At 58.7% G+C, this 15,163-nt stretch carries 11 protein-coding genes and 1 pseudogene; all 12 read right to left on the bottom strand.

Features of this window, described 5'->3' with window-relative positions; translation table 11 throughout:
• Nucleotides 1–36: 36 nt before the first annotated feature.
• The gene (locus tag IEV87_RS21750) at nt 37–1,275 is read right to left on the bottom strand and encodes an ABC transporter substrate-binding protein (protein WP_043753096.1); all 1,239 of its coding nucleotides are present in this window, start codon (nt 1,273–1,275) and stop codon (nt 37–39) included.
• Between the two features lie 33 nt (nt 1,276–1,308).
• On the bottom strand, nt 1,309–2,118 hold the full coding sequence (locus IEV87_RS21745; protein ID WP_043753147.1) for an ABC transporter ATP-binding protein: 810 nt from the start codon (nt 2,116–2,118) through the stop codon (nt 1,309–1,311).
• A gap of 10 nt (nt 2,119–2,128) precedes the next feature.
• Nucleotides 2,129–3,202: a branched-chain amino acid ABC transporter permease gene (locus tag IEV87_RS21740; RefSeq protein WP_043753098.1), complete on the bottom strand. Its 1,074-nt coding sequence runs from the start codon at nt 3,200–3,202 to the stop codon at nt 2,129–2,131.
• A gap of 3 nt (nt 3,203–3,205) precedes the next feature.
• Nucleotides 3,206–4,093: a branched-chain amino acid ABC transporter permease gene (locus tag IEV87_RS21735; RefSeq protein WP_043753101.1), complete on the bottom strand. Its 888-nt coding sequence runs from the start codon at nt 4,091–4,093 to the stop codon at nt 3,206–3,208.
• Nucleotides 4,094–6,013 carry an AMP-dependent synthetase/ligase gene (locus tag IEV87_RS21730; protein ID WP_048534188.1) on the bottom strand — a complete coding sequence of 640 codons (1,920 nt, stop codon included), beginning with the start codon at nt 6,011–6,013 and terminating at the stop codon, nt 4,094–4,096. It lies immediately after the preceding gene.
• Nucleotides 6,006–6,812, bottom strand: a complete 807-nt coding sequence (locus tag IEV87_RS21725) for an ABC transporter ATP-binding protein (RefSeq protein WP_043753103.1) — start codon at nt 6,810–6,812, stop codon at nt 6,006–6,008. The genes IEV87_RS21730 and IEV87_RS21725 overlap by 8 nt, the downstream gene beginning before the upstream one ends.
• 37 nt (nt 6,813–6,849) lie before the next feature.
• Nucleotides 6,850–7,704, bottom strand: a complete 855-nt coding sequence (locus IEV87_RS21720) for an SDR family oxidoreductase (protein ID WP_043753104.1) — start codon at nt 7,702–7,704, stop codon at nt 6,850–6,852.
• A 105-nt stretch (nt 7,705–7,809) separates the two neighbouring features.
• Nucleotides 7,810–8,976, bottom strand: a complete 1,167-nt coding sequence (locus IEV87_RS21715; protein WP_043753107.1) for an acyl-CoA dehydrogenase family protein — start codon at nt 8,974–8,976, stop codon at nt 7,810–7,812.
• Complete coding sequence (locus IEV87_RS21710; RefSeq protein WP_043753109.1) at nt 8,973–10,184, bottom strand: CaiB/BaiF CoA transferase family protein; 1,212 nt, start codon at nt 10,182–10,184, stop codon at nt 8,973–8,975. The genes IEV87_RS21715 and IEV87_RS21710 overlap by 4 nt, the downstream gene beginning before the upstream one ends.
• A gap of 123 nt (nt 10,185–10,307) precedes the next feature.
• Nucleotides 10,308–10,727 (bottom strand): annotated as a pseudogene (locus IEV87_RS21705) (IS66 family transposase); the annotation flags it as partial.
• A 202-nt stretch (nt 10,728–10,929) separates the two neighbouring features.
• Nucleotides 10,930–14,010 (bottom strand): efflux RND transporter permease subunit, encoded by a 3,081-nt coding sequence (locus IEV87_RS21700; protein ID WP_081979666.1) that lies wholly within the window; start codon nt 14,008–14,010, stop codon nt 10,930–10,932.
• Nucleotides 14,011–14,037: 27 nt separating this feature from the next.
• Entirely contained in the window at nt 14,038–15,141 is a 1,104-nt protein-coding gene (locus IEV87_RS21695) for an efflux RND transporter periplasmic adaptor subunit (protein WP_229737778.1), read from the bottom strand.
• Between the last annotated feature and the right edge of the window lie 22 nt (nt 15,142–15,163).

Here is a 15,163-nt window from a genome sequence, read left to right as displayed (position 1 = left end):
GCCCCGCGTAGCGTCACACTTCCTGCAATCAGTCATTCACTGCTCGTATTTCGCGGAACTCTCTTTAACCACACCCCACACAACGTCCGTGTACTCAGAGATCCAGTCGGTTTGCGGCACCCAAGTCTCTCCGTCCCACATTTCGATACGGGTCTTGCCCCCGCCGCCATGATCTTCGGCCGTCACCGTAATGGGGGCCATCAGCCCGTTCGCGTCATAGCCCTCAAGCGACTCCAGTCCGGCCTTGTAGGATGTCGGAGTGATCGGCAGCCCCTCGGCTTCCGCCGCCTTGCGCGCGGCTTCGAACATGATAGAATACATGGCCAGCCCGGTGTTGTAGAAAACGTCCTGCGTCTTCTCGATCGGGCCGGATCCCTCGCCCTTGTCATAAAGCTCGGCCATGATTTCCTGATACAGGGCAATATCCTGACCGCCCACGACATTGGTCCCGCGCTTGATACCTTTGGCGGCCTCTTTACCGATGTTGGCGATATCGACTTCGTTCAGCCAGTTGACCGAGATGTATTTGTCCATCGGAATGCGATTGCGCTTCATCTCTTTCGAGGCAACCACATGGGCACCGCCCAGCATCCAGACGATCACATGATCGGGCTTGTCGCGGCGCACCTTGGACCACACGCCGGCCTGGTCGCTGCCAGGCAGTGGCACGGGGTACAGTTCAAGCTCGAAACCCTCTTTCTCGGACAGGGTTTCCAGGATCTCGATCGGCTCCTGCCCGAAGGGATAATCGAAGTAAACAAACCCGACCTTCACATCTGACAGATCGCCGTCATTCAATTGCTTGATGTAGGCGACATCGTTGGCGGCCTGTCCCCAATAGGTCGGCCCGATCGGATAGACCCAATCGAAGACGGTGCCATCAACGGCATCGCCGCGCCCGACAAGAGACTGCATCAGGATACGCCCGTCTTCCATGGCCCGCGGCAGGATAGCCAGAGACACCGGAGTGGACAGGGTATCGAAAACAAAGACGCCCTCGCGGCTGAGTTTCGAGTAGCACTCGATTCCGCGCTGCGGTTCGTTCCCGTGGTCACGCACGATGACTTCGACCGGTTCCCCACCGATGCCGCCCTTCATGTTGATGAGCTTGGCAAGGTCCATCGCGGCCTGCGAAACCTGCGGCGTGGCAAAGGTATAGGCTTTGCTGAGATCGTAGCAGATGCCGATCTTGAATGGCTCGGCCAGCGCCTGGGTGCCAAACATTGCTCCGCCGAACATTGATAATACGGCCAACGCTTTGGTAAGTTTCTTCATTTGTTCCTCCCTGAACAGCTTCTGATTAGTACCTCAACTCAACCAACGTTTGCGTCGGCTGTAGTGTTTGACGTTGTGAAAATCGGTCTCTCCGCCGCCTAGATAGAACTCCTGAATGTCGGAGTTAGATTTGAGCGCCTCGGCGGTGCCGTGCATAACAACGCGGCCGTTTTCGATAAGGTACCCTTGCGAAACGATTTCCAGAGCCGCCAAGGCGTTCTGTTCCACCAGCAGGACGGACAGGCCCTCATCCTTATTGATCTTTTGTAGGATGCCGAAGATTTCCTCGACCAGGAACGGAGCAAGCCCGAGACTTGGTTCATCAAGCATCAACAGCTTCGGCTGGGTCACGAGGGCCCGCCCAATGGCAAGCATCTGTTGCTCACCACCCGACAAATAGCCTGCTTGCGAATTTTTGCGTTCGGCAAGCCGCGGAAAATATCCGTAGATCTTTTCCTTTTCCGCATTCAGCGTTGATCGGGACATTCCGCGTGGCGCGGCGGCGGTCAGGTTCTCGTCGGGGGTCAGGTGTTCGAAGACCCGCCGCCCTTCGATGACATGACAGATGCCCATCTCTACGCGTTTTTGCGCGAGCGCTTCGGTAATGTCCGTTCCCTGGAACGTTATCTCACCTCGGCTGATGCGTCCGCGCTCGGCTTTCAAAAGACCGCTGATCGCTTTCAACGTGGTGCTTTTTCCCGCTCCGTTAGAACCCAAAAGTGCGATCATCTCGCCCTTTGGAACCTGAACCGAAACACCTTTGATCGCCAGCATTACATTGTCGTACAGCACCTCGACACTGTTCATGGACAGAATGTTCTGGGCTTCAACTTTTTCTTGCATCGGCATTCCCCTATTTCTTGAACTGATCGAAGGGCCAGACCATCAGATAGTCTCTGATGTTGCCGTAGAGTTTTCCCAAACCGAGTGGTTCGATCAGAAGGATAATGACGATCAGTGCGCCATAGACTGCGTTCGGGATGTGAGCGAGTGTTTCAACATCGATCTGCGTGCCAAGCCCGTCACTCAACGTGACGACGAGACCGTTCACGATACCCGGAACAAGAAGGATCAGGGCAACACCGAAATAGGAACCGATAATGCTGCCAAGGCCGCCAACAATCACCATCGCAAGAACCTGGATCGAAACGGCAACCGAGAATTGCTCGGGTGCGGCGAGAAAGAAAAAGGTGGCAACAAGCAACGCACCGCTGACGCCTGCGATGAACGAAGAAGTCGCGAATGCGAGGATTTTGTAGTAGAAACTGTTCACACCCAGGATCGCGGCCGCAAAGTCTTTTTCCCGGACAGCGACCAAGGCGCGACCGAGTCCAGTCCGCTTTAGATTAAGCATGAAGATCGTCACCAACACACACCAGCCGAAGGCGACATAGTAGAAGCCAGTATCAGTGGTAATCTCTTGCCCGAGCAGCGCCAATGTCGGTGACTGGAGCGACGCGTGTGAGCCCCCCGAGATCGCCGGAGAGTGGGTCAGAACCCAGTCCATCACGAATTGCATAGCGAGAGTAGTGAGAGCGAGATAGAGGCCCTTGACCCGCAAAGCGGCAAAAGCGAACAGGCTGCCGATCACGGATGACGTCAATCCGCCGATGATAAGGGCGAATTCCCACGGCACCCCGAAACGCGCGGCATGGATCGACGAATACGCTCCGACGGCCATGACTGCAGCATAACCCAAGTGAAGTTGGCCTGCCCAACCTGTCACCAGATTCAATCCAAGCGCGGCGGCCGTCCAGATCAGCCAAGGAAGCATGTAGCTGTTCAGATAAAGCGACGGGATGATGAATGGCGCGGCAAGGCCAATCAAGAAGATGAATGCTGTCAGATTCCGGTCAGCAGGCAACTTGAAGATTCGGCTGTCCGAAACGTAGTTGGCGTGATGGACGCCAGAAAGTCTGTAAAACATGCCTTACACCCTTTCGATGTCGTGACGACCGAACAGCCCGTGCGGACGGATCATGACGGTAAGAATGAGCACGGCAGCGACGATAAGCTCACGGCTTCCGCCTCCGACAAGCGGATCGAGGAAATCAGCGCCAACGTTTTCGACGACGCCCAGGATGATGCCTGCGATCACGGCGCCAAGGATACTGTCGAGACCACCGAGAACGGCAACCGTCAGACCTTTGAGAAGCAACAGCGACAGCGCCTGATCGACACCCTGAATCTCGCCCCAGATAACGCCAGCGGCGACGGCAACAACGGATGCCAATGCCCAGGACAACCCAACGCCGCGCTCAACCGCGATACCGACCGACCACGAAGCCATGTAATCATCCGCGATCGCCCGCAACTTGATCCCGGTCCGGGTTCGGAAAAACAGCATGAATGCGACAAACAAGGCGAGCGCAACACCGGCACCAACCAGATGGATGCGGCTGATGAAGATGTCGCCCAGGAACAGCGGATCATAGCTGACGCCCAGTTCCATCGAACGCGACGTCCCGCCCCAGATCGCAAGCGTTGTACCCCGCAGAAAAATGTCGAGGCCGAGTGTCAGCATCAAGATCATGACAACCGGCCGACCTGCGAGACGGCGCAGGGCAACACGCTCAATGCCGAACCCAAGGCCGAACATGACAACCGCAGCCAGAGGGATGGCCAGCCACAAGGGTAAACCCACGTCGCGTGCCAGCGCCAGGACCACATAGGCCCCGACCATGGTCAACCCGCCCTGCGCCAGATTGGGCACCGAAGATGCCTTGTAAATCAGCACGAGGCCGATGGCGAATAGCGAGTACAGCAGACCCGTCAAGGCTCCGTTGATCGCAAGCTCTGATAGAAAGACCCAGTCCATTTATACCTCCCTGATGGGAAGGCTTCTTTCGACCTTCCCTACTTCCCCGGTCTCGTAAGTCACCTGCGCGCTTACATGGACCTCTTTTGAACCGTCGTAGAGCGCCGCGATCACGTCAGCATAGCGTTCCTGAACGACCTTCCTCCGCAGTTTTCGGGTTCGCGTGATTTCACCATCGTCCGGGTCGAATTCTTTCGGCAGACTGACAAAGCGTTGCAGGCGCAATGGTTCGGTGACGGCCTTGTTGACCCGTTGGAAGGCCTCGCGAAGCAACGTCGCGACCTCTTCACGCTGAGAAAGATCGGCATATGACACGTAAGGTACGCCGTTCACTTCGGCCCAGTGCCCCACGGCCTCGAAATCCACGCAGACCATCGCCGTCAGTTCCTTCAGCCCGGCGCCAATCACGGCCGCATCCTTGATATACGGGCTGAATTTCAACCGGTTCTCGATGTAGTTTGGAACGTAACGTTCACCGTCGGCGGTGTGCATGACCTCGGATACACGCCCCAGAACAACCAGGTGTCCGTCGTCCTCCAGATAGCCGGCATCACCTGTATGCAGCCACCCGCCGTCAAGGGCTTCGGCGGTCGCTTCGGGTTTGTTGAAGTACCCTTCAAACACGCTGTCCGAGCGCACCAGGATCTCACCGTCTTCGGCAATGCTGACCTCGACGCCAGGCGCGGGTTTGCCAACCGTATGAAGACGGACCTCGCCCGGAGCCTGAATCGCGTTGATCGCGCTGTTCTCGGTCTGGCCGTAGAGCTGACGCAACTTGATCCCCAGGGCGCGGTAGAACACAAAGGTGTCTTCCCCGATCGCTTCACCGCCGGTGAACGCATTCTTGAGGCGGCTCATCCCGAACTGGTCCTTGATCGGACCGAAAACAATCGCCTCGCCCAGAAGCCGGCCCAATGGCTCAAGAACACCGCCGCTTTTGCCATTCAGCTTGCGCGTTTCCGCCGCGATGGCCCGATCCATGAAAAAATGGTACAGCCATTTCTTTAAAGGGGTCGAATTTTCGATACCAACCTGGATTGTCGTCAGCATCTGGTCCCAGCTTCTTGGCGCCGCCAGATAGAATGTCGGAGCGATCTCGCGCATGTCGCGCACGACCGTTTCCTGGCGCTCAGGCACATTCACGGTGAAACGCCAAAGGAGTGCCGCGGCAACGGTTATGGCGTAGTCTCCCACCCAGGCCATCGGCAAGTACGCGAGGATCTCCTCATTTTCGTCGAAGGCACCCGCCGCATGTCCATTCCGAGCAGCAGCAAGAACGTTCTTCTGACTCAGTACGATGCCCTTCGGCGCGCCCGTCGTTCCGGAGGAGTGCAGAAAAATGGCCGGATCTTCCGGCTTCGCACGACTAAGCAGTTCCTCACGCAGGCCCGGGGTTTCGTTCAGATCGTGCTGACCAACTTCGATCAGGTGATCCCAGGACAACAGCCCTTCAACCTCGTAGAAGCCAAGACCGCGCGCTTCATCATAAATGATGTGGTCGATGCCCTCGGCGCCCGCGTCCTTCAGTTCCAGGATCTTGTCAACCTGTTCCTGATCTTCGGCGATGGCCGCGACGATTTCGACTTCGCCAAGAAAGTGCCGGAGTTCTTCGAGCGTCGCGCCGGGATAGGCAGGCATTGCATAGGCACCCAGCAACGAAATAGCCAGCATTCCGCCATACAGCCGCGCCCGGTTGTCGCCCAGGATAAGCACCGCCTTGCCCGGTGTTACGCCGATTTTCTCAAGCCCGGCCGCGCAGGCCAGCACCTCTTCGGCGTATTCCGCCCATGTGGTTTCCTTCCAGATCCCACGCTCTTTTTCGCGAAGCGCGATTTCCGAACCGTGTTTCGAGGCGTTCCGCGCCAGAATTGCGCCGATCGTGTCGCCGCCCGAAGACTGTTTCTTCGTCAAATCAGTCATGCGACCCTCCGATATATGCCTCGATGACCCGCGGGTCCTTCACAACCTCCTTGGGGATGCCACTTGCGATCATTTCACCATAATTCAGGGCCAGCATCCGATCACAAATGCCGGTGATGACATCCATATGGTGTTCGATCAGCAGAACGCTGACGCCGCGTTCGGCACGGGCATCCAGAATGAAACGGGACATATACCCTTTCTCTTCCTGGTTCATGCCGGCCATCGGTTCATCGAGAATCAGCATCTGTGGCTCGGCCACCAATGCCCGCGCCAGCTCGACCCGTTTTTTCAACCCGATCGGAAGGCCATCGACCAACTCATGCCGGATGCTCTCGAGTTGTAGAAACTCGATCACCTCTTCGACGATCTTGCGGTTTTCGATTTCTTCACGCTGTGCTGCCCACCAGTAAAGCGCGGTGCGCAGAACGCCCGGTTTCATGTGGATGTGCCGCCCCAGCAGGATGTTGTCCAGAACGCTCATCCCGTTGAACAAGGCAAGATTCTGGAACGTCCGGGCGACGCCGAGCTTGGCAACCTTGTGAGGTGCCGTACCCGTGATTTCCTTTCCTGCCAACCGGACAGTCCCCACATTCGGTGGGTAGAACCCGGTAATTGCGTTCGTCAGTGTTGTCTTGCCGCTGCCGTTCGGGCCGACAAGTCCAAAGATTTCCCCCTGCCGAATGACGAGGTCCACACCGGTGACAGCGACGATGCCGCCGAACCGTCGCTCGACCCCGCTGCACTCCAGTATCGCCCCATCATCGGCTCCGATTGCTGTTTTAATCCTTGTCGTCATCTAGATATCATTGTCCCCCTAAGGTTCATGGCCAACATCAGGTAATCCGGAAGTAGTCCGGCCGCCCCGTTGGCCATGGATCCCCCCACAATTGCTGCCCACCGTCGATGTTCAGAACTTCTCCGGTTACGAATTTCCCTGAATTCGCCGCCATATAGACAACCCCTTCAGCGACATCCCATTCGTCCCCGGCGTGCCGCATCGGGTTGGAGTCCTGAAAGGTCGCAGAACCCTCCGGAGGGTAGTTCCCGAAACCGTTGCTTTCGCAGCAACCCGGCGCCACGCAGTTCACTCGGATACCGTGCGGGGCCCACTCCACCGCAACCGACTTGGACAGGTAAACTACCCCTGCCCGGGCCGCACAGGTATGCGCGATGCCGGGCATGCCGCGCCAGATATCGGCCACGATGTTGACGATGGAGCCCGATTGCTTGTTGGCAACCCAGTGGCGCGCCGTGGATTGCATCATCCACCACGTGCCGTTCAGGTTGGTGTCTATGACCGCATTCCAGCCCTTTGGACTAAACTCCAACGCTGCTTGCGGAAACTGACCCCCAGCATTGTTCACCAATACGTCAATCGCCCCGAACTCCTGGTTCGTCTTGGCGACAAAATCCTCGACCTGCTCAGGCTCCCGGATGGTCATAGGCACAGCGAAGACTTTACCCCCGAAACTTTCGAGGAACTCCCTCGCCAAAGCCAGTTTCTCTTCGTTGCGTCCATTGATCGCCAGATTGGCCCCGAGCCTCGCGAACAGGGTCGCAATTGCCAGCCCCAATCCGCCTCCAGCGCCGGTCACCACAACAGTTTTGCCGGTGAATAAACCGCATGCGTAAACGGTTGCACGTTTTGATAGGTCCTCCCTCGAAGACCCAAACTGCGTCTTATTCATGACGCCTCCTCCCATTCCCCATTAGGGGCAGTTGCCAGCAATCTAACGAGTGTTAGAAAATTGGTCAAGACAACTTTTCCCACCAGCCCCGCCCGTTATCTCCGATCAGTAAGACTTTGGAAGTCCAAGGGCTTTTTCTGCTATGAACGACAGAAGCATCTGCGGTGTCACCGGTACGATGCGGAACAGCAGAGCTTCACGTACCAGTCGCTCCACGTGATATTCCTTAGCATATCCGAATCCGCCAAACGTAATTTGCGCGGCTTCGGTCGCCTCGACCGCGGCGTCGGCGGCCAAAAGCTTGGCGGCGTTCGCCTCGACGCCGCAGGGTTCTCCCGCATCGTAGAGGGCTGCAGCGTGCATCACCATGAGATTGGCAGATTCCACTCGCGCCCAGGCTTTGGCGAGTGGATGCTGAACCCCCTGATTTTGGCCGATCGGGCGGTCAAAAATCACACGTTCGTTTGCATAATGCGCCGCTCGCGCCAGTGCGTTGCGCGCAATACCGATGCATTCACCGGCCACCAGGATGCGTTCGGGATTCAACCCGTGCAAAATTTGCCTAAAGCCTTTGCCCTCCTCCCCGATCAGGTCCTCAGCCGGAATCGGCAATCCATCGATGAAGACTTCGTTCGAATCGACAGCCTTTCGACCCATCTTTTCGATCTCTCGCACGTCAACGAAATTTCGGTCGAGATCTGTATAGAACAGGCTCAGCCCTTCGGTCGGGCTGCTCACATCCTCTAGCCGCGTTGTTCTGGCCAGAAGCAACATCTTGTCCGCCACCTGCGCGGTAGAAATCCAGACTTTTTGTCCGTGCACGACATATCTGTCCCCCTGCCGCACCGCCATGGTCTTCAGCTTTGTGGTGTCTAACCCGATCGTCGGTTCGGTTACGGCGAAACAGGCCTTTTCATCGCCTGCTATTAGAGGGCCAAGCATACGCGCGCGCTGCTCATCGGTCCCAAACTTCACCACCGGGTTGAGCCCGAAAATGTTCATGTGGATGGCCGAGGCTCCGCTTGCGCCGGCCCCCGACTCGGCAATTGCCTGCATCATTATGGTCGCCTCGGTGATCCCCAGACCCGCGCCGCCGACAACTTCTGGCATGGCGATACCTAGCCAGCCGCCATCGGCCATTGCCCTGTGCAGATCATGGGGAAAACCACCGTTGCGATCCCGATCCAGCCAATAGTCGTCGTCGAACCCTGCGCAAATCCGCAGAATCTGGTCGCGAATCTCTTGTTGGTCGGCGGTCAATCGAAATGTCATAGCGCGCGCCCTCCCTCCAATCTTACGAGCCCAGCCTCACATAGGGCAGCGATCCGCTTATCGTTAAAACCAAGATCACGCAGAATGCTTTGGCTGTCTGCGCTAGGCGGTCGTCCCAGCCAACGAAGCTGACCGGGCGTCGCGCTGAGATGAGGGACCGGACCAATGACCTGGGTCTGTTCGCCGTCGACCGACACGATGTCCCCACGATGGCGTATCTGCTCGTTCGTCATGATCTCTTCGACGCTCAACACACGCGAGGCAACCGCATCATGGCGGGCGAATACCGCTTCCACTTCCTTAGCCGTGTGCTGCGTGACGAAATCATTGATCGCGTCAAAGACCACCGTCATGTGCCGCGACATCTCGCCCAATGTCGCGAACCGCGGGTCATCGGCGAGGGCATCGCCTCCGACCGCCCGCAACAGGCGCTGCGCGGTTTCCGCGCTCCCTGCCGAAACGCTCAGCCACACCCCATCGGACGTTCGGAACATCCCCCCCGGAGCAAAGTCCATCGGCTGGCGCAGCCCATTGCGTCGCGGCGAGAGGTTCGCGCCAGTCAATGCGGGAACAGGATAATCCATCAACCGAAGCAGGGCCTCGAATACTGCAATATCGACGACCTGACCGCGTGCTATCCCCTTTTCGCGAGCAAATAGCGCGATCATGATTCCCAAAGCGCCCATTAGCCCTGTCGTGCTGTCAGCCGCCGGAAAGCCGGGGTGCATCGGCGGCCCGTCGGGAAAACCGGTCAGATGCGCTAATCCACTCATGGCCTCCGCAGCACGCCCAAACGCTGGCAGGTCGCGCATCGGACCGTCCTGTCCGTAACCTGAAACCCGCAAGACAACCAAGTCCGGGTTCCAATCGTGCAAGACGTCTGGCCCAACACCGGCACGTTCCAGCACACCCGGTCGGAAATTCTCGATCAGCACGTCGGCATCTTCGACCAACTTTCGCAGGATGTCCCGGCCCTCGTCGGACTTCCAGTCCAGACCTAGTGTTTTCTTGTTACGGCCCAAAGTCTTCCACCAGACGCCCACCCCATCCTCTGCCTTGGGTCCAAGGTCGCGCATCATATCCGTCCGGTTGGGGGCTTCGATCTTGATGACATCTGCACCAAAATCCGAGAGTAAAGCTGCCGCAAGTGGTCCGGCAATTACGTGACCAAGTTCTATAATCTTCAGTTGATCAAGGGGTCCAGACATCTGCACTTTCGACTTTGCTAATTTTCTAATGATTGTTCGATTCCTAGCAAAGGCGAAGTCGGACCTCAAGATTCAAAGGTAATCACCTCCCCGAAAACGTAACCGCCCGGTTGTTACCATGGATCAGATCATTGGCGTCCTGTTCCATGGAAGCGGTTCGTTGAGCGGGTTGGTCATGTGATTGTGGATGCGGTCGAGGATTTCGGCCAGCCAGGCTGGCGGATAGAGGCCGTTCATCTTGGCTGTCTCGACAAGGGACATCGCCCAGGACAGCGTTTCGCCACCGCTGTCGGAGCCTGCAAAAAGCCAGTTCTTTCGCCCGACGCTGATCGGGCGCATGACGCGCTCGGCGGTGTTGTCGATGCCGACGCGGCCATCTCCAAGGAAGAGCTCGAATGACGGCCAGCAGCTGAGACCATAGCGGAAGGCCTTCGCGAGATCGCCCTTGCCGGGAATGCGTCGCAGTTGGGCCTCGGTCCATGCCTTGAAGGCCTAGACCATGGAGCGGGAGTGCGCCTGGCGTGCTGCCAGCCGCAGTTCCGCTGTCTTTTTTGCCCACCCGAACTATGGCCTGCCGTGCGTTCTTTCAGGCCTGTGGGACGAAGCGCTCGTCTTTGGCGGCACCGAAGTGGCTCCGACATTCGGCGGTTTTCTCGAAGGCGCGCTTGAGGCGACGGAACATGCCTACACCGTCCTTAAGACGGGTCGAGGGCGCTCAGAGAAACGCTTATAACTGCATCTGCGTTCAGGCTGTCGCTGGGGAACCTGAAGGAGCGGTTTCTTGTTTAGGCGGCTTGATCAAGAAAAACAGCGCATACAATACCGGCACCGCGACCAGTGTCAGGATCGAGGCGAACGCGAGGCCACCCATGACTGTGACAGCCATCGATGCGAAGAAGGCGTCTGATATGAGCGGAATCATACCGAAAATCGTTGTGCCCGCAGCCAGCGCGACGGGCCTCAAACGGCTGACCGAGCCATCGATCAACGCCTGATAGTCCTCGACACCTTCGGCGCGTTGCTGATCGATTTCTTCCACCAGCACAATGGCATTCTTCATCAGCATCCCGGAAAGGGACAAGAAGCCGAGAAGCGCCGTGAACGTGAACGGTAGCCCAGTGAACAGCAGACCAAGAACCATCCCCGTGACCGACATCGGAACCACGAGCCACAGGATCAGTGGCTGGCGCACTTTGTTGAACATCAGGATCGAAATTGTCAGCATTACCAGAAAGCCCAAGGGAAGCTGTTTGCCGAGACTTGCCTGCGCTTCTCCAGCGCTTTCGAACTCGCCACCCCATTCCATCGTGTAGCCTTCGGGAAGCCGAATGGCTTCGATATCAGAGCGGACACTGCGAAAGGCCTCATCTGCTGTCAGGTCGCCGCCTGCGCCGCCGAGGACCGTTATCGTACGCTCACGGTCGCGGCGGTGGATAAGGGCCTCGACGAGGCGGGGCTCAAAGCCGGAGACGAGGTTGGCCATCGGCACATAGCCATTTGCACCCGGCGACCAGACGGAGAGATCGCGCAAACGATCCAGCCCGTCGCGCTCGACCTCGGGAAGCCGCAGATACATCGGGATTTCGGCATCGCCTTCGCGCAGGGTGCCGACCCGCAGGCCCGAGGTGCCGTATTGCACGGTGTCGGCGATCGAAGCGCGAGTCGCACCGGCCAACCGCATGCGAGCCTCGTCGACGATGGGTTCGACGAGAATTTCGCGCTGCCGCCAGTCTGTGCGCGGGTTTGTGATCGTGCCGGCCTCGTCGAAGATCGCAAGCGCGTTATCCGATAGCTGCCGAAGGACCACCGGATCGGGTCCGGAAAATCGCACGGCGACATCGGCCCCGGCAGGAGGACCGAAGACGATCTCCTCGACGCGGATAAGAGGATTGGAGAATTGCGCCGGCAGTTCGCGATTGAGACGCGCCGCAACATCGGGGATGAGTGTGGCATCGGTCGCACGCACGATCAGCTGACCGTAGCTCGCATCGGCCTGCTCAGGGTTGTAGGTCAGCATGAAGCGGCTGGCCCCTCGCCCGACAAGCGTCGTCACGTCTGTCACGATCTCCTCGCCTAAGATGATCGCCTCCAGCCGAGCGATTTCTTCATTCGTGACTCGAATGTCCGTGCCTTGCGGCATCTGGAATTCGACGTAGAATATCGGTGTGTTCGACGCCGGAAAAAAAGCCTGCTTGACCTGGCCGAAGGCCATGACCGACCAGACCGTGATTCCGGCGATCGTCAGGACGACGAGCACGCGGGCGCGCAGCGCCATCCAGAGGAAACCGCGATAGGCCGAATAGATGAGGCCGCCATAGGGATCCTTGGAAATGTCTTTCGGTGCCCTCAGAAGAAGCTTCCCGAGATAGGGTGTGACGGTTACGGCGAGGATCCAGCTCATCAGCAACGAAATCGCGATAACCGCGAACAGCGAGAACAGAAATTCGCCGGTGGCATCTGGCGACAATCCAATTCCAGAGAACGCCATGATCCCGATCACGGTGGCCCCAAGCAGAGGAAACGATGTCGCGGTCTCGGTATCGGCGGCGGCGTCTTCGGCGGACTTGCCCCGCGCCATGCCAATCAGCATGCCTTCGGCGATCACGATGGCGTTGTCGACCAGCATACCCATGGCGATGATCAGTGCCCCGAGACTGATCCGTTCCATCTCGATGCCGAAGACAGACATGAAAAACAGCGTGGAAAACACCGTTAGGCCCAGGGTGGCACCCACGACCAAACCCGCGCGCCAACCCATGGTCAGCATCAGCGCCCCGATGACGATGGCCACGGATTGACCGAGGCCGACGAGAAAGCTCGAGACCGCTTCGTCGACGACCTTATGCTGTTCATAGATCGGTACGATCTCGACGCCGTCCGGCAATTCGGTCTTCAGCTGGTCCAGCCGTGCCTCGACCGATCTGCCGACCTCGACAACGTTGCGGTCCACGAGCGCCGAGACCCCGAGGGTGAAGGCCCGCGTGCCATTGTGACGCACGATCTGGCTCGGCCGCTCTGTCTCCTCTCGGACCACGCGAGCGATGTCGTAGAGCGCAATCTGCCCGACCTCTCCGGGGGCGCCGAGCCGCAGCGCCTCTATGCCCTCGACGCTGACATAACCCGGCGGAACGGACACGCCCAGCCGAGACAGCCCTTCGCTGATCTCGCCGTTGGAGAAAACCTGGTTTTCGTCGGCGATGATACCGAGGATCTGGTCCGGTGGCAGGCCCAGTTCGGTCAGGCGCGCCGAAGGGATCGAAATGATGATCTCCTCTTCAGCCAGCCCCTGAACCTCGATCTTGGCCACCCCGTCGACGGTGACAAAGCCGCGCCGCAGTTTAGTCGCGAGGTCTCGCTGTTCCGAGGCGCTCAACCCATCGGCCGTCACAGCGTAGAACATGCCGTAGACGTCGCCGAAATCGTCATTGATGATCGGAGACTGCGCACCGGAGGGGAGCTCTCTTTCGATGTCGCGGATGCGGCGGCGCATTTCGTCCCAGACCTGTGGGATCTCGTCGGGCCCATAGGTCATCTCGATCTCGACCGTGATCTGGGCCATGCCCGGCATGGATTTCGATTCCACCCGGTCGAGCTGCTTCATCTGTTGGAGTGCGCTTTCCACGACATCGGTGACTTCCTCTTCCACCTCCATCGCCGTCGCGCCCGGATAGGGCACGAAAACGAGCGCCGTCTTGAGCGTGAAACTCGGGTCTTCGAGGCGTCCGACCGTGTTCAGCCCCCACAAACCGCCGAGAAGGCAAAAGATAATTGCCAGCCAAACGGCGACCGGACGTCGGATGCTTGCGCGGGAAATACTCATTGTCATGGTTTCGGTTTTCCGGTCCAGGATCGTTCAGAGGCCGCGAACCGCGACTGTTTCGTTTTCCTTCAGGCGCCACCACCCGCCGGACACAACCAGTTCGTCTCCGGAGAGCCCCTCAAGCACGACGATTTCGTCGTCGTTCGGCAGCCCCAGGCGGATCGTCTTACGGGACACCCGGCCGGTCCCCTCGTCATACAGCCAGATGGACGGCTCGCTCCGGCTCGTCGTGTCGATCGCTGAGACCGGGACGACTACCAACCGCGATTGCGCACCCTCCGCGGCGGCGGCTACGCGCACATTCGCCGTCATTCCGGGCAGCAATCTCGGGTCGATGGCGCCCTCGATTGCAAGCTCGAAGTCATAGGTTTGGGCTGTGGGGTCTGCATCGGTCACGAATGTCCGCAGATACAGAGTTGCGTCATATCCCGGCACAGCGGGGAAAGAGGCGGTTACCCTGAATGCATCGGGCTGGGCCCGTGCGATCGCGGCGAGTTCCTCGGGCAGCGAAATCCGCACCCGCATTTCACTGATGTCCTGCAACCTGGCAATCGGAGCCGCAGGGGTGACGTTCGAAAACTCCTCCAGAAAGATGCGCGCGACAATGGCCTCGAAGGGCGCCGCGATCGTGGCTTGAGCCAGACGACGCTTCGCTTCACGGAGGGCGACTTCTGCCTGGGCAAGCTGCGCGCGGTTCGTTTCAAGTCGGGCGTCGGTCGCCACCCCCCTCTCGGTCAGACTCAACGCACGATCGTATTCGGATTTTGCGAGGTCGAAAGAGGCCTGTGCCCGGTCCAGAGCCAATTCGAAATCGACCGGGTCGAGCGCGGCGATTAAATCGCCTTTCTCGACCCGAGTCCCAGCATCTACCGCGAGGTCGGAAAGCTGACCCGAAACCTGAAAGGCAATATCCACGGTCCGGGCGGGCTCCACGCGGCCTGCCAGGCTGCGCGCCCTATCGCTATCGCGAAGCTCGGCACGCGATACTTCGACCGTGACCGGTTGGGCCATGTCTTGCTCGGCGCTCCCTTGCGCATCGGCACCGGAAACCTCATCCGTAGTCTGCGCGAAGACCTTGGATGCGAGGTTCGGGCCGAATTGCACGAGAAGGACAATGGCGAGAAGGAGGGCGACCAATCCGGCGACACCTCCTCGGAAG

The organism is Primorskyibacter flagellatus (assembly GCF_014638275.1).
GTDB lineage: Bacteria > Pseudomonadota > Alphaproteobacteria > Rhodobacterales > Rhodobacteraceae > Pseudooceanicola > Pseudooceanicola flagellatus_A.
Note: the sequence above shows the minus strand (reverse complement) of the source record. Positions and strands in the feature narration are given on the sequence as shown.

Bases quoted from the DNA above. Each gene is read 5' to 3' on its own strand.
- IEV87_RS21750 (WP_043753096.1), bottom strand. From the start codon at position 1,275: ATGAAGAAACTTACCAAAGCGTTGGCCGTATTATCAATGTTCGGCGGA.
- IEV87_RS21745 (WP_043753147.1), bottom strand. From the start codon at position 2,118: ATGCAAGAAAAAGTTGAAGCCCAGAACATTCTGTCCATGAACAGTGTC.
- IEV87_RS21740 (WP_043753098.1), bottom strand. From the start codon at position 3,202: ATGTTTTACAGACTTTCTGGCGTCCATCACGCCAACTACGTTTCGGAC.
- IEV87_RS21735 (WP_043753101.1), bottom strand. From the start codon at position 4,093: ATGGACTGGGTCTTTCTATCAGAGCTTGCGATCAACGGAGCCTTGACG.
- IEV87_RS21730 (WP_048534188.1), bottom strand. From the start codon at position 6,013: ATGACTGATTTGACGAAGAAACAGTCTTCGGGCGGCGACACGATCGGC.
- IEV87_RS21725 (WP_043753103.1), bottom strand. From the start codon at position 6,812: ATGACGACAAGGATTAAAACAGCAATCGGAGCCGATGATGGGGCGATA.
- IEV87_RS21720 (WP_043753104.1), bottom strand. From the start codon at position 7,704: ATGAATAAGACGCAGTTTGGGTCTTCGAGGGAGGACCTATCAAAACGT.
- IEV87_RS21715 (WP_043753107.1), bottom strand. From the start codon at position 8,976: ATGACATTTCGATTGACCGCCGACCAACAAGAGATTCGCGACCAGATT.
- IEV87_RS21710 (WP_043753109.1), bottom strand. From the start codon at position 10,184: ATGTCTGGACCCCTTGATCAACTGAAGATTATAGAACTTGGTCACGTA.
- IEV87_RS21700 (WP_081979666.1), bottom strand. From the start codon at position 14,010: ATGACAATGAGTATTTCCCGCGCAAGCATCCGACGTCCGGTCGCCGTT.